The sequence below is a fragment of the Roseibium sp. M-1 genome (assembly GCF_054515675.1).
The window spans coordinates 962,672-979,317 of the sequence record NZ_CM137257.1 but is presented as its reverse complement, the minus strand read 5'-3'; the positions used below and the strand labels follow the sequence as shown (position 1 = coordinate 979,317).

Below are 16,646 nucleotides of genomic sequence, written 5' to 3'. Positions count from 1 at the left end.
CAGATCTTTCAATGTTCTGTGGATCGGGGCATATAGAGGCCGAACCACTAGAAGCTCTTCCGGAAAATTACCACGGATCTTTCATGACACTGCGTTCTTGCCTTTCCATTGTCCTGGCCGCGGGGCTTGGTACACGGATGAAATCCGACCTTCCCAAAGTCATGCACGAGATCGGCGGACTGCCGCTGGTCGGCCACGTGCTGAAGGCATTGATGAAGGCGGGGTCCGACAGGATATCCGTCGTCACCGGACCGGACATGCCGGAGTTGGAAAAACTGGTGGCAACGCTTGCGCCAAACGCACGCTGCCATGTTCAGGCAGAGCGGCTGGGGACAGCGCACGCAGCGCTGGCAGCCAAGCCAGCGCTTGAAACTGCAGTGGACGATGTCCTGGTGCTCTTCGGCGACACGCCGCTGGTAACCGCCGAAACCGTCGGCAGGGTCCGGCAGGCATTGGCCGGTGGTGCCGATCTCGTCGTGCTCGGCTTCGAGACCCGCAAGCCGTTCGGGTATGGCCGCCTCTTGATGGAAGGCGGACGCCTTGTCGCGATCCGTGAGGAGAAGGATGCCAGCGAAGAAGAGCGCAAGGTGACCTTCTGCAATTCCGGCATCATGGGCTTTTCCGGCAAACACGCCTTGGCGCTTCTGGAAGCGATCGGCAATGAGAATTCAAAGGGCGAATACTATCTCACCGACGCAGTCGAGATCGCCAACAAGCGCGGATTGAAGGTCGTCGCCGTCCCCGGAACGGAAGTCGAGACACAAGGCATCAACACAAGGGCGCAGCTTGCCGCCTGCGAAGCTGATTTTCAGGCGCGCATGCGCCGGGCGGCGCTAGAAAATGGAGTGACACTGCTCGCACCGCATACGGTTTTCTTTTCGCACGACACGGTTCTGGAAGCCGACGCCATTGTGGAGCAGAACGTGGTGTTCGCGCTTGGGGTGCGCGTGGCCGCCGGTGCTCAGATCCGCGCCTTCAGCCACCTGGAAGGGGCGAGCGTTGGCGAGGGCGCCGTTGTCGGTCCCTATGCACGCCTGCGGCCGGGCGCCGTTCTCGGTCCGGACAGCCGGGTCGGCAACTTCGTCGAGGTCAAGAACGCCACCTTCGGCGCCGGGGCAAAGGCCAACCACCTCAGCTATATCGGCGACGCCAGCGTCGGCTCCAAGTCGAATATCGGCGCGGGAACAATCACCTGCAACTACGACGGCTATTTGAAACACCGAACGGAAATAGGCGCTGGCAGCTTTGTCGGCTCCAACTCGACGCTGGTTGCGCCGGTAAAGCTTGGCAACGGCGCCTTCATCGCAGCAGGCAGCGTGATCACCGACGACGTGCAGCGCGATTCCATGGCGCTTGGCCGCGCGCGGCAGGTGGTGAAGGAAGGCAAGGCCAAGAAACTGCGCGAAAAGCTGCAGGCGGCCAAGGATGCCAAGTCGTAATTCCGGCTTAACCGACCATTGTCATTTTCTGAAACAGGGATTGATTTCAGCTTGGGCGGCGCAGTCGTCTAAAGCAATCCGGTCTTAGTTTTCCATTTTCTAAAGGGCCTTGTTGATGTGCGGGATCGTCGGAGTATTGGGTAAGATCGAAGCTGCGCCGCGGATCGTGGATTCGCTGAAGCGGCTGGAATACCGCGGCTATGATTCCGCCGGTGTCGCCACGCTCATCGATGGCGCGATTGTCCGCCGCCGGGCGGAAGGCAAGCTGCGCAACCTGGAAGCCGTTCTGGAAAAGTCAGCGCTTGCGGGCACGTCCGGCATCGGTCACACACGGTGGGCAACCCACGGCGCCCCGACGGTTGCCAATGCACATCCGCACCAGGCCGGATCCGTTGCGGTCGTTCACAACGGTATCATCGAGAACTACCTGGACCTGCGCGACGAAATCGTTGCGGCCGGCGCGGTGCTCGACACGGAAACCGACACGGAAGTCGTCGCCCATCTGCTCAACCTCGCCATCAAGAGAGGACTGACGCCGCGGGAGGCCGTTGCCGAAGTCCTGCCGCGTCTGCGCGGCGCCTTTGCTCTTGCGATGCTCTTCGAGGGTGAAGAGGATCTTCTGATCGGCGCCCGCAAGGGCTCTCCGCTCGCTGTCGGCCATGGCGAGGGCGAAATGTACTTCGGCTCGGACGCGATCGCGCTGTCCCCCTTTACCGACCGGATCACCTATCTGGACGAGGGCGACTGGGCTGTCATTACCAGAACCAGTCTCGAAATCTTCGATCAGGCCAACAATCCGGTGGAGCGGCCGGAAGCACGTTCCGCCGTCACGTCCAGCCTCATGGACAAGGGCAACTACAAGCACTTCATGGCCAAGGAAATCCATGAACAGCCGGAAGTGCTCGGTCACACGCTGTCGCGTTACTTCGACTACACGGCCAACCGGGCCAAGGTTGCCGGTGCGGACCAGCTGAAGTTCAAGGACCTGTCCCGCCTGATCATCACGGCCTGCGGCACTGCCTATCTCGCCGGCCTCGTTTCCAAATACTGGTTCGAAAAATACGCGCGGTTGCCGGTTGATATCGACGTTGCCAGCGAGTTCCGCTACCGCGAAACGCCGGTCAGCGACAAGGACGCCGCGCTGGTGATTTCCCAGTCGGGCGAAACGGCCGACACGCTGGCGTCTCTTCGCTATTGCAAGATGAACGGCGCGACCATCGGTGCCATCGTCAACGTTCCGGAGAGCACGATCGCCCGCGAGGCGGACTGCATCTTCCAGACCATCGCCGGACCGGAAATCGGCGTTGCCTCGACCAAAGCCTTCACCTGCCAACTGGCGGTGCTTGCCGCACTTGCGCTTCAGGCCGGGCGGGAGCGTGGTGTTCTGTCGGCGGAACGCGAGCAGGAACTTGTGGCGGAACTGACGGAGGTGCCGAGCCTGGCGCTGAAGGCGCTGGCATCGGAAAGCGAGATCGAAAAGCTCGCCCATCCGCTCTCCAAGGCGAGCAATGCGCTCTATCTCGGCCGCTCAACCAGTTTCCCGCTGGCGCTGGAAGGGGCACTGAAGCTGAAGGAACTCTCCTATATTCACGCCGAAGGTTATGCCGCCGGGGAATTGAAGCATGGGCCTATCGCGCTGATCGACGAGAACATGCCCGTCTTCGTGATCGCACCCTATGACGCCATCTATGAGAAAACCGTCTCCAACATGCAGGAAGTGGCCGCGCGCGGCGGGCGGATCGTTCTGATCACAGACAGGCGCGGTGCGGCGGAATGCGGAAACGCAGCGGAAAATACTGTGATCCTGCCGGATATGTCCGACATTGTTGCACCGATCATCTATGCGCTGCCCGTTCAGCTCATCGCCTACCACACGGCCGTCTTTATGGGCACGGACGTCGACCAGCCGCGCAACCTGGCAAAGTCGGTGACGGTGGAATAAGCGATGATGCCAGCCGAAGACTGCACCATCTCGACCTTCGAGGAAAAGTACAGGGACGATGTCGTCGCGCTTTGGAAAAAATGCGGCCTGGTGCGTCCCTGGAACGATCCGGACAAGGATATCGACCGGAAGCAGAAAGATCGCAATGGCGGTTTTTTCGTGCTGCTTCTCGGCGACCGGCTGATTGGCTCGGTGATGGCCGGTTACGATGGCCATCGTGGTGCGATCTACTATCTCTGCATCGACCCGCAGCACCAGTCGGAAGGCTTGGGGCAGATGATGATGGCGCATTGCGAAGCTTTTCTGACCGAACTCGGATGCCCGAAGATCAACCTCTTCGTCCGGCGGGAAAATGAAGTGGTGATCCGCTTCTATCAGCAACTGGGATACGAGCAGGAAACGTCGGCGGCTTTCGGAAAGCGGCTTATCCCGGACATTTGATCGCGCCCGGATGGCCCGTCAGCTGCCGAATGTCGACCGTTTGGGACCGGACGGCCGCGAGAGAACATAAGCGGCGCAGCCAAGCATGAAACAGGCCACCAGAACCGCAAGCCACGGGCCGGGTCCGGCTGACAGAAGAAAGATACAGTAACCCAGGCTCATGCCGGCTATGGCGAATATCTTTGCGCGTGGCGTAATGGCGCCATGTTCGCGCCAGGCGACAACCGGCGGTCCAAAGACAGGATGAGCGAGGATGCGGGCCTCGAGTGCTGGCGAAGACCGGGCGAAGCAGGCAGCCGCCAGGATGAAGAAGATTGTGGTCGGCAGGAGAGGCAGAAACGCGCCGACTATGCCGAGGCCGACGAATCCGGTTCCCAGAATTTTGAACGTGGTCCGCCGCAAGGCTGCCTCCGAAATCGGCAATATCGCTGTATATCGCTGAAAAATAAATCGAGCGAAGGATACCGCACTGCGATAAAGATGCTTATCTAAATGCGGGGCTGTTGAAAAGACGAGCACAAAGGGAAGTTCAGGTTTCGACCATGAGCCGGCAAAAGCAAAAATCCGACGAGGCACAGAAAACCAGTCATCGGCCTGGCGCCATGACGCGCCTTCGCAACTACTTCCTGACCGGTCTGGTCATCGCCGGTCCGATCGGTATCACGTTGTGGCTGACCTGGACCTTTATCAAATGGGTCGACGGATGGGTCAAACCCTTCGTGCCGAAAATCTATAATCCGGACACTTACCTGCCATTCCCGATCCCCGGGTTCGGGCTCATCGTCGCTGTGCTCGTTCTGACGGTTGTCGGTTTCCTGGCGGCAAACTTCCTTGGCAGGAGCCTGATCTCGGTTGGTGAAAATATCGTCGGCCGCATGCCGCTTGTTCGTAATATTTACAGTGGCTTGAAGCAGATTTTTGAGACAGTGCTTGATGAGCGTGGCAGCAGTTTCACCAAGGCGGCGCTGATCGAATATCCGCGCAAGGGACTGTGGGCGATTGTTTTCATCTCGACAGACACCAAAGGTGAAGTCGAGCGCCGCCTGAAGGACAAGGCCGATACGCTTTCGGTCTTCCTGCCGACGACTCCCAACCCGACATCGGGCTTTCTTCTGTTTGTGCCGAAGCAGGATGTGATCGAGCTGAAAATGAGTGTGGAAGACGCGGCCAAGCTTGTGATTTCGGCCGGCCTCGTCAATCCGAAATACCCGGAAATTCTTGAAGACGCTGTCGAGGATCCGGCACAGCTGGAGCGGGTCCGGAAGGTGGAAGACGCCTGATCAGCCCGCCCTGAGCAACCGGATCGCCGCGTCGCGGCCGAAGAGGTAAAGCAGGCAGCGCAGCGCTTTGCCGCGCTTCGACTTCAGGTCCGGATCGGTCTCCAGGATCAGCCGTGCATCGTCGCGGGCAACTTCCATCAGGTCGGCATGCTCGTCCGCCCGGGCAATGCGGAAGCCTGGCGTGCCGGACTGGCGGGTTCCGAGGATTTCACCACCGCCGCGCAGTTTCAGGTCTTCCTCGGCGATCAGGAAGCCGTCATTGGTCTGCCGCATGATGTTGAGCCGGGCACCAGCCGTTTCGCCGAGTGGTCCCTTGTAGAGCAGGACACAGGAGGACGGCTTGTCGCCCCGGCCGACGCGGCCGCGCAACTGGTGCAACTGGGCAAGGCCGAAGCGTTCGGCGTGCTCGATCACGATGATCGTCGCATCCGGCACGTCGACGCCGACCTCGATAACGGTGGTCGCGACAAGAACCTTGGTGACGCCCGACTTGAAATCCGCCATTGCGGCGTCCTTCTCGTCTGCGCTCATGCGGCCATGAACCAGTGAGATCCGCTGGTTGAGTTCGTGTTCAAGCACCCTGTGCCGTTCCTCGACAGCGGCAAGATCGATTTTTTCCGATTCCTCAACCAGCGGGCATACCCAGTAGACCTTTTGGCCATCCGCTATGGCAGCACCGATCCGGCCTACGATCTCGTCGAGCCGGTCGAGGGAGACCGAGACGGTGGTAATGGGTTTTCGCCCGGCAGGCTTGTCGGTGAGACGGGAGACATCCATGTCGCCGAAGCCTGTCAGTACAAGCGTGCGCGGGATCGGAGTTGCCGTCATGACCAGCACATCGACACCCTGGCCCTTGGCAGACAGTGCCAGACGCTGGTGAACGCCGAAGCGGTGCTGCTCGTCAACGACCACCATGCCGAGATCCTTGAAAGTGACGGACCCCTGGAACAATGCGTGTGTGCCGACAACGAGATCGATCTCGCCGGCGTCGAGTTGCTCCTGACGAAGGCGGCGTTCCTTCTGACTGTCCTTGCCGGTCATCAGGGCAAGCCGGATGCCGGCTTTCTCGCAGAGCGGCAGCATGGAGGCGTAATGCTGACGGGCGAGGATCTCCGTCGGCGCCATCAATGCACCCTGGGCCCCGGTCTCGATAACCTGGGCGAGGGCGGCCAGCGCAACGACGGTCTTGCCGGCACCGACATCGCCCTGCAGCAGGCGCAGCATGCGGACCGGTTTGGCGAGATCCGCGTTGATCTCCTCGATGGCCTTGCCCTGGCTCGCGGTGAGCTCGAAGGGCAGGGCGGCGATCACGCCCTTCTGCAGGTCGCCCTTTGGTGTGCGTGCGACACCGCCAAGCGTGCGCATGTGCGCACGGACGAGTGCCAGCGCCAGCTGGCTTGCCAGCAATTCGTCATAGGCGAGGCGCTGCAGGTAAGGCGAGGCGGGGTCGATATCCGTGCGTTCCTGCGGCGCGTGCAGGGTTTTCAACGCCTCGTCGAAATCTGGCCAGCCGGTCTGCCTCAGGTAGGGTTCGTTCAGCCATTCCGGCAGATGCGGGATGCGCTCGACCGCGGCCTTCACGGCTTTTTGCATCGTCTTGGAAGCGAGACCGGCCGTCAGTGGATAGACAGGCTCGATCGCCGGCATCTCGGCAGCTTCCTCGGGTGCAACCGAATAATCCGGATGGACCATCTGCGGCCGGTCGTTGAACCATTCGACCTTGCCGGAGACGATGCGCCTCTCGCCGGCAGGAAACGTTTTTTGCAGCCAGTCGTGACGCGGATGAAAAAAGACGAAGTCGATCTCGCCGGTGTCGTCGAAGGCCCTGATCTTGTAGGGCGCCTTGGAGTGACGGGGCGGCGCCATGTGCCGGCCGATGGTAACGTCCAGCGTGACGATATCGCCGTTTTCCGAATAGGCAATGCCGGGCCGGTGACGCCGGTCGATCAGGCTGTGGGGAATATGGAACAGGAGATCGGCAACGGTCGCATCCCGGTCCGGCTGTCCGCCGACAAGCCCGGAAACCAGCTTGGCGATCTTGGGACCGATACCAGGCAGGGTCGAGACCGGGGCAAAGAGGGGATCGAGGACTGGAGGGCGCATGTTCGGCGACGTGACCTTTGACAATCGGCAGGGCGCAGGGCTATCGGAAAACCTGTTCTGCCACGAAGGCGGAGCGCTGCGCAAGAAATAGAACATTCTGTGAACTGGGCGCTGACAAGCCGGAACTCCGGCGTTATATAACCGACACGATTTCACAAGGGCCCGAAGCTTGCCAGGAAGGTTCCCGCCTTCGTTCCGGCACCGGCCAGCACCACATAGGTCATTCATGTCCGAAACTTCCGGCACGCAAACTTCTTCCGGCGAAACCTCCCGGGATACGCGGCTCAAGAAAATCCTGTTTCGCTGCTGGCATCGCGGCATGAAGGAGATGGACCTGCTTCTCGGCGGTTTCGCCGATGCCGAAATCGATCGCCTGTCGGAAGAAGAGCTCGCCGAGCTGGAGCATCTGCTGACGGCACATGATCAGGATCTTTATGCCTGGATGACCGGCCGCAAGCCTTTGCCTGAGGAATGGGACGGACCGCTCTACCGCCGCATCATCGCCTATCACGACGCGGCCGGTCCGGCCGGTTTTGCCCGATAACAACAAGGACTGCAGCCGTGTTTGACAGCCTGTTGAAGACCCGGGCCAATGTGACGCTTGCCGGCGTGCCGGACGGGGCCGAGAGTTTTGCCCTGGCGCGGTTGCTCGCCGAAAGCGAGGCGACTGGCCTGGCCCTGGTCTTCGTGGCACGCGATGCCACCCGCATGGCGATGGTGGCCGAAGCGCTGCAGTTCTTCGACCCGGCCGCCGAGATCCTGCAGCTGCCGGCCTGGGACTGTCTTCCCTACGACCGTGTCTCTCCCAATACCGCCATCAGCGCCCGCCGGCTGCTTGCACTCGGCCAGCTCGCACGCGGCATTCCGGCGGGCAGGAAGACCGTCCTGATGACGACGGTGAATGCAGCGCTTCAACGCATGCCGGAGCGGTCCTTCATGGCGGACCAGACCTTTTCCATGACGCCGGGCAACCGGGTCGACATGACGGCAATTTCCAGCTGGCTGGAAATGAACGGTTTCTCGCGTACGCCGACCGTGCGCGAAACCGGTGAATATGCGGTGCGCGGCGGTATCGTCGACCTCTTTGCACCAGGATCGGAAGAACCTGTCCGGCTCGATTTCTTCGGCGACACGCTGGAATCGATCCGTTCCTTCAATGCCGAAACCCAGCGCACCTCAAAGCAGCTCAAGCGGCTGGATCTGGTGCCGATGAGCGAAGTGGTGCTCTCCGAAGACGCCATCTCCCGGTTCCGCCGGTCGTACCTGGCGAGCTTTGGCGCGGCCAGCCGGGACGATGTTCTCTACCAGTCGATCAGCGACGGCCGCCGCTATGCCGGCATGGAGCACTGGCTGCCGCTGTTCCACGAACGGCTTGAAACCCTGTTCGATTATGTCGGGGATACGCCACTGGTGCTCGACACCAGCATGGTTGACGCGGTGCGGGAACGCACCGAGCAAGTTGGCGAATATTACCGGGCACGGCAGGAAGCGCGCGAGATGGGCTCGAGCGCCGGCACGGTGCCCTATATGCCCGTCGATCCTGCAGGTCTTTATCTCTCGCAAGCCGAATGGCAGGCAGCTGTCTCCGACCGCGCCAGCGCCGCGCTCGATGCTTTCACGCCGCCACCCGGTAGCGGTAAGACGGTGGTGGAACTCGGCGGGCGTCAGGGCCGCAGCTTTGCGGCCGAACGTGCCGCAGGTGACGTCAACATCTTCGACGCGCTGACTTCCCATGTGAAGACACTGCAGAAGGACGGCAAGCGCACGGTGATCGCCTGCTGGTCGGAAGGCTCGCGCGACCGCCTCGGCCAGATCCTCGGCGACCATGGGCTCGGTCCCGTCAAGGATGCCGATGCACTCAAGGATGTCGAAGCCCTGCCGGCCAGGACCACGGCATTGTGCGTGCTCGGCATCGAGCACGGCTTTGAGCTGAAAGACATCGCCTTTATCGGCGAGCAGGACATTCTCGGCGACCGCCTGGTGCGCAAGTCGCGGCGCAAGGCCAAGGGTGCCAATGCCATCACCGAGGCGACGGGTCTCTCCGAGGGCGATCTGGTTGTCCATGTCGACCACGGTATCGGCCGCTTCATTGGTCTCAAGACCATCGAGGCCGTTGGCGCGCCGCATGACTGCCTGGAGCTGCAATATGCCGGCGGCGACAAGCTGTATCTGCCGGTCGAAAATATCGAACTTCTGTCGCGCTACGGCTCTGAAGACCAGGAAGCCACGCTCGACAAGCTGGGCGGTGGGGCATGGCAGGCCCGCAAGGCCAAACTGAAGAAGCGCATTCTCGAGATTGCGGACGGCCTCATCAAGACGGCCGCGCAGCGCGCGCTCAAGACCGCGCCGGTGGTGGAAACGCCGGACGGGGTCTATGACGAGTTCGCGACCCGGTTCCCCTACGAGGAAACGGAAGACCAGCTCACGGCGATCGATTCCGTCTTTGAGGATCTTTCTTCCGGGCGCCCGATGGACCGGCTGGTCTGCGGCGACGTCGGCTTCGGCAAGACGGAGGTTGCTCTGCGCGCAGCCTTCATCGCAGCGATGTCCGGGCGGCAGGTCGCCGTCGTCGTGCCGACGACGCTGCTGGCGCGCCAGCATTTCAAGACCTTCTCCGAGCGCTTTCACGGCCTGCCGATCAATGTCGCCCATGCCTCGCGCCTTGTTCCGGCAAAGCAGTTGAACCTCACCAAGAAAGGCATTGCCGACGGCTCGGTCGATATCGTCGTCGGCACCCATGCGCTGCTCGGCAAGTCGATAGAGTTCCGCGATCTCGGTCTCCTCATCATCGACGAGGAGCAGCATTTCGGCGTCAAACACAAGGAGCGGCTGAAGGAGCTGAAGTCGGACGTCCACGTCCTGACGCTCTCCGCAACACCGATTCCGCGCACGCTTCAGCTAGCTTTGACGGGCGTGCGTGAGCTGTCGCTCATCGCGACGCCGCCGGTCGACCGTTTGGCCGTACGCACCTTCGTCTCACCCTTCGATCCGCTGGTGGTGCGCGAAGCCCTGCTGCGCGAGCATTACCGAGGTGGCCAGAGCTTCTATGTCTGCCCGCGCCTGGCGGACATTGCCGAGCGGCTGGAATTCCTGCAAAACCAGGTGCCGGAACTCAAAGTCGCGGTCGCCCACGGCCAGATGCCGCCGGGCGAACTGGAAGACGTCATGAACGCCTTCTATGAGGGCAAGTACAACGTGCTGCTCTCGACCACCATCGTCGAATCCGGCCTCGATATTCCTACCGCCAATACACTGATCGTGCACAGGGCGGACATGTTCGGCCTGGCGCAGCTTTACCAGCTTCGTGGCCGCGTCGGCCGCTCGAAGACCCGCGCCTATGCGCTCTTTACGGTTCCGGCCAACAAGACGCTGACGACGACTGCAGAACGGCGGCTGAAGGTGCTGCAGTCGCTGGAAACGCTTGGCGCCGGGTTCCAGCTTGCCAGCCACGATCTCGATATTCGCGGAGCAGGGAACCTGCTCGGCGAGGAACAGTCGGGTCACATCAAGGAAGTCGGCTTCGAGCTCTATCAGCAGATGCTGGAAGAGGCCGTCGCCCAGCTCAAGGACGGCGGCGCGGACTTTGGTGACGAGCAGTGGTCGCCGCAGATCAACATCGGTACGCCGGTCCTGATCCCGGAAGACTATGTCGGCGACCTGCAGCTGCGTCTGCAGCTCTACCGCCGTCTTGGCGATGTCACCGAGGCGGAGGAAATCGATGCCTTCGGCGCGGAACTGATTGACCGCTTCGGCCCGCTGCCGGAGGAGGTCCAGCATCTCCTCAAGATCGTCTACATCAAGGGGCTTTGCCGAAAGGCCAATGTCGAGAAGGTGGACGCGGGCCCCAAGGGCATCGTCATCGCCTTCCGCAACGCCGAATTCGCCAACCCGGCGGGCCTCGTCTCCTATATCGCCGAGCAGGGTGTGCTTGCCAAGATCCGACCGGACCAGAAGGTGGTGCTGACGCGCGATTGGGAAAAGACGGATACACGGCTGAAGGGCGCGGCGACGATCCTGACCAAACTGGCGCGGCTGGCGGCGGCTTGAGGGTAAAGCCCGTCATACCGGACAAGTGAGGCGCAGCCGAACGCCGATCCGGTATCCAGATATATTTCGCGCTGCAAGCGCGGCTATCTGGAAAGCTTAAGTGATCGCTTCGCTCACGCTGAAATCTGGATTCCGGATCAGCGCGCAGCCTTGCTGCACTTGTCCGGAATGACGCGCGGAAAGGTGTGCTGAGTATATTTTGTTTTGCGGCATGGGCGAGACTTCAGAAATCATTCCCCCTCAGCCCATCCTTCCGCCCCCACAAGCGGCACATAGGCGACGCCGCCCATGTTGTCTGTCCTGAACTCATTGTCCGAGATACGTCGCACCCGGATGAGGTCCTGAAGTCTCCTGGACGGTCCGACCGGGATAACCAGACAGCCGCCTACCTTGAGTTGGTGCTTGAGAGACTCAGGCACAGCCGGTGCACCGGCAGCAACGGCGATGGCGTCGAACGAGGCTTGCTGCGCGCAGCCGAGGGTGCCGTCGGCGCAAAGGATCTCGACATTGGTGCTGCCGGCCTTTTCAAGATTGTTTCGAGCAAGGTCTGCCAGCTCCGGCAGGCGCTCAATGCTGATGACGGTTTCCGCCAGTTTGCCCAGCACGGCCGCCGCGTAGCCAGAGCCGGCTCCAATATCCAGAACCTTTGCGTTCTCAGGGATTTCAAGCAATTCGCAGGTGAGGGCGACCACATAAGGCTGGGAGATTGTCTGGCCATGGCCGATGGGCAACGGACAGTCCGAATAGGCGCGGTCCTGTTGATCCGCCGGGACGAAGAGATGACGCGGAACCGTTGCCATGGCCGCCAGTACGCGTTCGTCACGGATGCCGCGGCGGCGCAGTTGCTGCTCGATCATGTCCTTGCGTTCGCGAGAAAAGCTGTCCACAGGCCGCTCCCGACGGTCACATTTTTACCGTGCATTTGATTGGCTGTCTCAAGACTCTATTAAACCTAAAACCGCATAGTGATGGAACCAAGAGGCCAGTGTATCAGCGTCAAGGTCCCAAGAGTGCCCCGAGCAGCTACCCGTCAGCGAAAACAATCATTCCTGCGCCGTCTCATCACGCCCGCAATTGCCATTGCGGCGCTGGGTTATTTCGGCTTTCATGCCATGAGCGGTGAGCTCGGCATGGTCGGTCGTGCCATGATCGAGCGGCAGGTGTCAGAGCTTGAGGGTGAGCTGGCGGTACTGACCGCCGAGCGTCAGGAACTGGCGGCCCGTGTCAGCCTGCTGCGTCCGGAGAGTCTCGACCCGGATATGCTCGACGAACGGGCACGGCTCAATCTCAATCTGGTGCACCCGGATGAGCTGGTGGTTCTGCGTCCCGGACACCGTTACAGCATGAACTGATTTTCAGTTCATTTCTGCTACTTAACAAAAATCCCGTTAAACAAAAAATAAGCGTGCAGACGCAGCCGCTTATCTCACTTTTGCAGTGCGAGATGGACGGATTGGATTGACAGCGGCAACAGGATAAGTTGCTCCTACCTGTCTTAGGGGAAACGTCACGCCGAGAAGAGGGTTATGGCCACAGCATCAAAGACCACTTCCGCTAGCTCCAAGAGCGCCAGCCGGACCCGCAGCTCCGCCCAGAAGGCGAAGCCTGCGATCGCAGAGTTCGACAAGGACGAAGAACTCCACGCCTACCGCGAAATGCTTCTGATCCGCAGATTTGAGGAAAAAGCCGGCCAATTGTACGGCATGGGCCTCATCGGCGGTTTTTGTCATCTGTATATCGGGCAGGAAGCTGTCGTCGTCGGTCTGCAGATGGCCAAGAAGGACGGCGATCAGATGATCACCGGTTATCGCGACCACGGCCACATGCTGGCCATGGATCTCGACCCGAAAGGCGTCATGGCCGAGCTGACCGGCCGCCGCGGAGGCCTGTCGAAAGGCAAGGGCGGCTCCATGCACATGTTCTCCAAGGAGAAACATTTCTACGGCGGCCACGGCATCGTCGGTGCCCAGGTGTCTCTCGGCACCGGTCTCGGTTTTGCCAACAAATACCGTGAGAACGGCAACGTGGCGATGGCCTTCTTCGGCGACGGCGCCTCGAATCAGGGCCAGGTCTACGAGAGCTTCAACATGGCCGAGCTCTGGAAGCTGCCGGTCGTCTATGTGATCGAGAACAACAAATACGGCATGGGCACCAGCGTTGCCCGCGCATCCGCCACCACCGACCTTTCCCAGCGCGGTGCCTCCTTCGGCATCCCGGGCAAGCAGGTCGACGGCATGGATGTGCGTGCCGTTAAGGCCGCCTCCGCAGAGGCCCTGGAATGGTGCCGCTCCGGCAAGGGGCCGTTCATTCTGGAAATGATCACCTACCGCTATCGCGGCCACTCCATGTCCGACCCGGCGAAATACCGCTCCAAGGACGAAGTGCAGAAGATGAAGACCGAACACGACCCGATCGAACAGGTCCGTGCGCGTCTTCTGGAAAAGAAATGGGCGAGCGAAGACGACCTCAAGGCCATCGACAAGGATGTGCGCGCCAAGGTCGCCGAGGCCGCCGAATTTGCCCAGACCGATCCTGAACCGGATGTGTCTGAACTCTACACCGACATTCTGCTCTAAGGTCGGGGGACAACATGCCGATTGACATTTTGATGCCGGCGCTTTCGCCGACTATGGAAGAGGGCAAGCTCTCCAAGTGGCTGAAAGCCGAGGGCGACACCGTATCCGCAGGCGACGTGATCGCCGAAATTGAAACCGACAAGGCCACCATGGAAGTCGAAGCGGTCGACGAAGGCACGCTTGGCAAGATCCTGGTTGCCGAAGGCACCGACAACGTAAAGGTGAACGAGAAGATCGCGATCCTCCTGGCCGACGGCGAAGATGCCAGTGCTGTCGATGCTGCGGCGTCCGCTCCGGCCGCCGCCGCGCCGGCACCTGCCGCTGCCGAAGCCCCGAGCGCACCTGCCGTAGCCTCCGCGCCGGCACCGGCAGCTCCAGCTCCGGAATCCGCTCAGGACCCGGAAATTCCGGCCGGAACCACGATGAAGTCCTCCACTGTGCGCGAAGCATTACGCGACGCCATGGCAGAGGAAATGCGCCGGGATCCCGACGTCTTCGTCATGGGCGAGGAAGTCGCCGAATACCAGGGCGCCTACAAGATCACGCAGGGGCTGCTCGACGAGTTCTCCGCCAAGCGTGTCATCGATACGCCGATCACCGAACACGGCTTTGCCGGTCTCGGCGTCGGTGCCGCGATGGCAGGCCTGAAGCCGATCGTCGAGTTCATGACCTTCAACTTCGCCATGCAGGCGATCGACCAGATCATCAACTCTGCCGCAAAGACGCTCTATATGTCCGGCGGCCAGATGGGCGCGCCGATCGTCTTCCGTGGTCCGAACGGAGCTGCCGCCCGCGTCGGCGCCCAGCACTCGCAGGATTATGCCGCCTGGTATGCCCATGTTCCGGGCCTCAAGGTGGTGCAGCCCTATTCGGCAGCGGATGCCAAGGGCCTTCTGAAGGCCGCGATCCGCGATCCGAATCCGGTCATCTTCCTGGAGAACGAAATCCTCTACGGCCACTCCTTCGAGATCCCGGACATGGACGACTTCGTCCTGCCGATCGGCAAGGCCAAGGTGGAACGTGGTGGCACGGATGTGACGCTCGTTTCCTGGGGCATCGGCATGACCTACACGCTGAAGGCAGCCGAAGAGCTGGCCGGCATGGGCATTTCCGCGGAAGTCATCAACCTGCGGACCATCCGTCCGCTGGACATCGACACGGTGCTGGCCTCGGTCCGCAAAACCGGCCGGATCGTGACTATCGAGGAAGCGTTCCCGATGTGCTCAGTCTCCTCGGAAATCGCCTACCAGGTCCAGGAAAAGGCCTTCGACTATCTCGATGCGCCAATCCTGCGCGTGACCGGCAAGGACGTTCCGATGCCCTATGCCGCCAACCTGGAAAAGCTGGCGCTGCCGAACGTTGCCGAAGTCATCGATGCGGTCAAAGCCGTAACCTACACCGCCTGAGGCCAGGGAGACGGACATGCCAATCAATATCACCATGCCGGCCCTCTCTCCGACCATGGAGGAGGGCAACCTGGCCAAATGGCTGGTCAAGGAAGGCGACAAGGTTTCCGCCGGCGATGTCATCGCCGAGATCGAAACCGACAAGGCCACCATGGAAGTGGAAGCCGTTGACGAAGGCACGGTCGGCAAGATCGTCGTGCAGGCGGGAACGGAAGGCGTCAAGGTCAACGAGCTGATCGCCGTGCTTCTGGAAGACGGTGAGGACGCCGGCGCCATCGATGCGTCTGGCGGCGGCGCTGCTGCTCCTGCACCGACGGGCGGCGACAAGGCTCCGGCAGTTCCTGCCAGCTCCCCGGCTATCGAGGTTGGAGCCAAGGCTGCGACTGATCCGGTTCCGGCGCCAAAGGCCGCCGATGGCGGGCGGATTTTCTCCTCGCCGCTGGCCCGCCGTCTGGCTCAGCTGAACGGTCTGGACCTCAAGGCGCTGTCCGGGTCCGGTCCGCATGGCCGTATCGTCAAGCGCGATATCGAAGCCGCTGTTGCGTCCGGCGCCGGCAAGGCGGCTCCTGCCGCCGCCGCGGAAGCTCCGAAGGCTGCCGCTGCTGCCCCGGCACCGGCAGCAGGCCCGTCGGCGGATCAGGTTCTGAAACTGTTCGACAAGGACAGTTACGAGCTCGTGCCGCATGATGGCATGCGCAAGACCATCGCCAAGCGCCTGACGGAATCCAAGCAGACCATTCCGCATTTCTACGTCTCCGTGGATGTGGAACTGGATGCCCTCCTGGCCCTCCGCACCCAGCTCAACGACGCTGCGGCAAAGGACAAGGACGGCAAGCCGGCCTACAAGCTCTCGGTCAACGACATGACCATCAAGGCTCTGGCTCTGGCTCTGCGCGACGTTCCGGATGCCAACGTGTCCTGGACGGATGAGGCCATGGTCAAGCACAAGCATGCCGATGTCGGCGTGGCCGTGTCTATTCCTGGCGGTCTGATCACACCGATCATCCGAAGCGCGGAAGAAAAGCCGCTGTCGGTGATCTCCAATCAGATGAAGGATCTCGGCAAGCGCGCGAAAGAGCGCAAGCTGAAGCCGGAAGAGTACCAGGGCGGCACCACGGCGGTTTCCAACATGGGCATGATGGGGGTCAAGAATTTCTCGGCCGTCGTCAACCCGCCGCACGCGACCATCCTGGCCGTCGGTGCGGGCGAGAAACGCCCGGTGGTGAAGGACGGCGAACTGGCGGTTGCGACCGTCATGTCCGTGACGCTCTCCACCGACCACCGCTGTGTGGACGGGGCGCTCGGCGCCGAACTCCTCGCCGCCTTCAAGGGCTACATCGAAAACCCGATGAGCATGCTGGTCTGACGGCCGCATCTCCGGCGCGGCGGCAACGCCGCGCCGTTTTCAATCG

The 16,646-nt window shown here is 61.5% G+C and carries 13 protein-coding genes; 10 read left to right on the top strand and 3 right to left on the bottom strand.

The window, feature by feature from the left end; translation table 11 throughout:
- Positions 1-83 precede the first annotated feature (83 nt).
- The 3 genes from glmU (at position 84) to ACX3M4_RS04450 (ending at position 3,822) form a co-directional block, all read left to right on the top strand.
- Positions 84-1,439 (top strand): bifunctional UDP-N-acetylglucosamine diphosphorylase/glucosamine-1-phosphate N-acetyltransferase GlmU, encoded by a 1,356-nt coding sequence (gene glmU, locus ACX3M4_RS04460; RefSeq protein ID WP_459357390.1) that lies wholly within the window; start codon positions 84-86, stop codon positions 1,437-1,439.
- Positions 1,440-1,554: 115 nt separating this feature from the next.
- Entirely contained in the window at positions 1,555-3,381 is a 1,827-nt protein-coding gene (gene glmS / locus ACX3M4_RS04455) for a glutamine--fructose-6-phosphate transaminase (isomerizing) (protein WP_459357389.1), read from the top strand.
- A 3-nt stretch (positions 3,382-3,384) separates the two neighbouring features.
- Positions 3,385-3,822 carry a GNAT family acetyltransferase gene (locus ACX3M4_RS04450; RefSeq protein ID WP_459357388.1) on the top strand — a complete coding sequence of 146 codons (438 nt, stop codon included), beginning with the start codon at positions 3,385-3,387 and terminating at the stop codon, positions 3,820-3,822.
- A gap of 18 nt (positions 3,823-3,840) precedes the next feature.
- Here ACX3M4_RS04450 and ACX3M4_RS04445 read toward each other — a convergent pair whose 3' ends face one another.
- Positions 3,841-4,224 carry a YbaN family protein gene (locus ACX3M4_RS04445; RefSeq protein WP_459357387.1) on the bottom strand — a complete coding sequence of 128 codons (384 nt, stop codon included), beginning with the start codon at positions 4,222-4,224 and terminating at the stop codon, positions 3,841-3,843.
- 140 nt (positions 4,225-4,364) lie between these two features.
- On the opposite strand from ACX3M4_RS04445, the gene ACX3M4_RS04440 reads away from it, so the two are divergent.
- On the top strand, positions 4,365-5,102 hold the full coding sequence (locus tag ACX3M4_RS04440) for a DUF502 domain-containing protein (protein ID WP_459357386.1): 738 nt from the start codon (positions 4,365-4,367) through the stop codon (positions 5,100-5,102).
- On the opposite strand, the gene recG is transcribed toward ACX3M4_RS04440, so the two are convergent.
- Positions 5,103-7,205 carry an ATP-dependent DNA helicase RecG gene (gene recG / locus ACX3M4_RS04435; RefSeq protein WP_459357385.1) on the bottom strand — a complete coding sequence of 701 codons (2,103 nt, stop codon included), beginning with the start codon at positions 7,203-7,205 and terminating at the stop codon, positions 5,103-5,105.
- A gap of 226 nt (positions 7,206-7,431) precedes the next feature.
- Between recG and ACX3M4_RS04430 the strand changes: the two genes are divergently transcribed.
- On the top strand, positions 7,432-7,749 hold the full coding sequence (locus ACX3M4_RS04430; RefSeq protein WP_459357384.1) for an FAD assembly factor SdhE: 318 nt from the start codon (positions 7,432-7,434) through the stop codon (positions 7,747-7,749).
- 17 nt (positions 7,750-7,766) lie between these two features.
- The gene (mfd, locus tag ACX3M4_RS04425; RefSeq protein ID WP_459357383.1) at positions 7,767-11,252 is read left to right on the top strand and encodes a transcription-repair coupling factor; all 3,486 of its coding nucleotides are present in this window, start codon (positions 7,767-7,769) and stop codon (positions 11,250-11,252) included.
- Between the two features lie 230 nt (positions 11,253-11,482).
- Here the strand turns inward: mfd and ACX3M4_RS04420 are convergent, their stop codons facing one another.
- Complete coding sequence (locus ACX3M4_RS04420; RefSeq protein ID WP_459357382.1) at positions 11,483-12,139, bottom strand: protein-L-isoaspartate(D-aspartate) O-methyltransferase; 657 nt, start codon at positions 12,137-12,139, stop codon at positions 11,483-11,485.
- A 123-nt stretch (positions 12,140-12,262) separates the two neighbouring features.
- Between ACX3M4_RS04420 and ACX3M4_RS04415 the strand changes: the two genes are divergently transcribed.
- The 4 genes from ACX3M4_RS04415 to ACX3M4_RS04400 all read left to right on the top strand — a co-directional run bounded on the left by ACX3M4_RS04415 (position 12,263) and on the right by ACX3M4_RS04400 (position 16,600).
- A complete protein-coding gene (locus ACX3M4_RS04415) occupies positions 12,263-12,604 on the top strand; it encodes an FtsB family cell division protein (protein WP_459357381.1) in 342 nt (113 codons plus the stop codon).
- 174 nt (positions 12,605-12,778) lie between these two features.
- A complete protein-coding gene (pdhA, locus tag ACX3M4_RS04410; protein ID WP_459357380.1) occupies positions 12,779-13,828 on the top strand; it encodes a pyruvate dehydrogenase (acetyl-transferring) E1 component subunit alpha in 1,050 nt (349 codons plus the stop codon).
- A gap of 14 nt (positions 13,829-13,842) precedes the next feature.
- On the top strand, positions 13,843-15,234 hold the full coding sequence (locus ACX3M4_RS04405; protein WP_459357379.1) for a pyruvate dehydrogenase complex E1 component subunit beta: 1,392 nt from the start codon (positions 13,843-13,845) through the stop codon (positions 15,232-15,234).
- A gap of 16 nt (positions 15,235-15,250) precedes the next feature.
- Positions 15,251-16,600 carry a pyruvate dehydrogenase complex dihydrolipoamide acetyltransferase gene (locus ACX3M4_RS04400; RefSeq protein WP_459357378.1) on the top strand — a complete coding sequence of 450 codons (1,350 nt, stop codon included), beginning with the start codon at positions 15,251-15,253 and terminating at the stop codon, positions 16,598-16,600.
- The last annotated feature ends 46 nt before the right edge of the window (positions 16,601-16,646 follow it).